The 3108-nt window shown below is 62.7% G+C and carries 2 protein-coding genes and 1 pseudogene; all 3 read left to right on the top strand.

What is annotated here, in order from left to right:
* A partial coding sequence (locus VFF99_RS12360; RefSeq protein WP_325018295.1) for an EAL domain-containing protein occupies window positions 1-945 on the top strand: 945 nt, incomplete at its 5' end.
* A 453-nt stretch (window positions 946-1398) separates the two neighbouring features.
* The gene (locus tag VFF99_RS12355) at window positions 1399-2184 is read left to right on the top strand and encodes an N-acyl amino acid synthase FeeM domain-containing protein (protein ID WP_325018293.1); all 786 of its coding nucleotides are present in this window, start codon (window positions 1399-1401) and stop codon (window positions 2182-2184) included.
* 147 nt (window positions 2185-2331) lie between these two features.
* A pseudogene (locus VFF99_RS12350) lies at window positions 2332-3108 on the top strand (diguanylate cyclase); the annotation flags it as partial.

Below are 3108 nucleotides of genomic sequence, written 5' to 3'. Positions count from 1 at the left end.
AAGCAGGGCGAGGGGCTGGTCGTCTACGAGTGCAATGCCAGCGCCTTCCACGAGCGCCAGGCCGAGCTCGGGCTCATGGAGCAGTTGTCCGGCAGCGATGCCACGCGCGACCTGTTCCTCGAAATGCAGCCGATCATGGCGCTCCACAACCCGCACAACTCGCTCAATTTCGAAGTGCTCTTGCGCATGCGCGGCTCCGGCGGCAGCATCATTCCCGCCGGCCGCATCATCTCCGCCGCGGAGAAGAGCGGGATGACCGGTACGATCGACCGCTGGGTGCTGGCTACCACGCTGCAGTGGATCGAAGAAAACCTGCCGGCGCTGTCGGCCACGCAATTCGTCTGCATGAACCTGAGTGGCGCGTCGCTCAACGATGAGCACTTCATCCAGGACATCCTGGTCACGCTGGACGAGTATCCGGTCGGCGCGCGCTACCTCTGCATCGAAATCACCGAGAGCGTGGCCTTGCACGACATGCACAACACCCGCCGCTTCATCGACCAGATCCGCAGCTGCGGCGTGCGCGTGGCGCTGGATGATTTCGGCGCCGGCTACACCTCCTTCTCCTACCTCAAGGAATTGCCGGCGGACGTGCTGAAGATCGATGGCCGGTTTGTGCAGAACATCAATGCGCATCCCGCCAATGCCGCCATCGTGGAAGCGATCGTGAAACTGGCGATGAACCTCGGCATGAGAACCATTGCCGAGTGGGCAGAGGATGCGGCCACGGCGCGGACGCTGGCCGAGATCGGCGTGGATTATGTGCAGGGCTTCGTGGTGGCGCGCTCGCAGCCGGCGCATCGCATACTGGAAGCCGCCTCAGCCGCCAGCTTCATCAGCGACCCGGCCATGCTGGCGCTGGCGGACGAGCTGGCGCGTTCCGCGGACCGACACGGCGACCGCAACAATGTACTGAGCTTCAAGGACATGCACGAAGCTGGATGACGGAGCACGTCATCGACGACCCCGGACGGCGCGGCTCGACATCAACAATCTCACCAACCGCACCCGCGGCGACCCGCTACATCCGGGCTTTCCATCAGCGCTAGAACCCCATCCCCGCTTTCTCCCATCCTGCATTCTTTTTGGCGGTCCAGCCGAAGCAGACATCCGGCGATGCCGGCGATACGCCGCTCATCCAGCCTAGCGTTACCAGGAATTACAAATCCTAATCCGGATGGTTCCTAGGGTTTTCCTAATGAAACTTCCACGCTTGCCGTTATCCCTACTTAGCTCATTCGGTTGCTAAAGATCAAATCAGAGACTTTAGGCAACAGTTCTACTTGTCATTGTTTTAATACAGCATCTTCCAGATGCGCACGCCGGTCGTCGTACCGCTGTTGCGCCAAGGCAATTCGAATTCAAGATTTTTCCATCGCTTGCTGAAAGGAACTCGACATGAACGGACGCACACTCTGCAATACCCCCGCGGTACATGGTATCGACGGCTATTCCGCCCAGGGGCACGATGAAGCGGCAAATACCGAGCGGCTTCCCTTTACCATCAAGGTGGTCCAGGGCGAAAGCGACCTGTCCAAGGCTATCCGCATTCGCCACGCTGCCTATGCCCGCCACCTTCCGGAACTGAGCGCCGCGCTGAAGACGCCCGAGGCGATGGACTATGACCGCGACGTCGCGGTGCTGTTGGCCGAGTCCAAGCTCGACGGCACGCCGCTCGGCACTGCGCGTATCCAGACCAATGCCTCCCGCCCGCTGTGCGTGGAGAGCTCGATCGTGCTGCCGGCGCACATGCAGGGCAGACGCCTGGCAGAAGTGACTCGCCTCGGCGTCGAGACGGGCCGCGTCGGCCGCTTGGTCAAGATCGCGCTGGTCAAGGCCAGCTTCATGTACTGCGAGCGGCACGGCATCGAGTGGGCGATCGCGGCCGGACGCACGCCAATCGACCAGCAGTATGAATCGTTGCTGTTCTCCGACATCTATCCGGAACAGGGCTTTGTTCCGCTGCAGCATGCAGGCAATATCCCGCACCGCGTCATGGCCTTCGAGATCGCTACCGGCCACGCGCGCTGGGAAGCAGCCAGGCATCCTCTGCTCGGCTTTTTCAGTCACACGCGGCATCCCGATATTTCGGTCGAGCGCCGGCTGGCTCCCCGCACGGCCGCGTCCGGCTTCGTTGCCGCCCACGTCCCGGCAGCGGCTGCGGGTGCTGTATTGCAGCAGTAAAAGCTGCGGCGGCGCGGATGACAAGTCCGCCGCCGCCTTATATCCTTGCAGCAAGATCAATTCCGCCGCCCCAGGATGCCAACGCCCAGCCCAACCGTAACCGGCACGCGACGCACAAAGGAAGCATTGCGTTTTGTGCTTGCTGCAATGTCCTTCCACCTCGTTCCGCTGGCAATCGGGGTGTTCTCAATCATTGCCTTGGCATTCTGGGGGAGCCACTACCGCGCCGAGCCGGACCGGCCACTGCGCATGCAGGTCGTCCAGGCGGACGGAATCTCGATCCCGAACGAGGCCTTGACCCGGCTTGCTTCCGTGCAACCGAGCTACGAGTACGAGACCAAGCTGTCGGAAGCGCCGGTCTGGTTCATCATCAAGCCGTGGGCGGAGAGGGCGCAAGCGGCGATCGAATTCCCGTCGCGCCATGCGCTGGACATGGTGTGCTGGGACGTGGCCACGCTGGAAGTGCTCGGCAAGTCGACCAAGGCGGGCTTCCGGGGCGGCATCTCCCCGGCCAAGAGTGGCTTCGTTCTGGAGTCGCCGCCGGATCAGGCGGTGTGCCGCGCCTCCTTCACCGGCCCGGCCCGGCTGACCGCCTTGCAGTGGAGCAGCGACCAGTTTGCCTTGTCGGAAGCGCATTTCCACCGCAAATCCGGGCTGCTCGATGGCGGCCTCGCGGTGCTGGCGGTGTTCGTGCTGATGATCGCCCTGATCAACCGCGAAAAGCTCTACGTGCTCTTTGCGGTCTGGTTGTGCCTCAACCTCCGCGTCGGGGCGTTGTCGGCCGGATGGGATGTGCAGTGGCTGGGCCAGCGCGTTCCCGAAGACTGGCTGCTGCCCATGCGTACCGTGACCATCGCGCTGTACGCCCTGGTGACGCTCGAACTCTATATCAACCTGTTCCGCGAGCAGATTCCGCGCACTCCT

This window comes from Noviherbaspirillum sp. (genome assembly GCF_035654295.1).
Taxonomy (GTDB): domain Bacteria; phylum Pseudomonadota; class Gammaproteobacteria; order Burkholderiales; family Burkholderiaceae_D; genus Noviherbaspirillum.
Note: the sequence above shows the minus strand (reverse complement) of the source record. Positions and strands in the feature narration are given on the sequence as shown.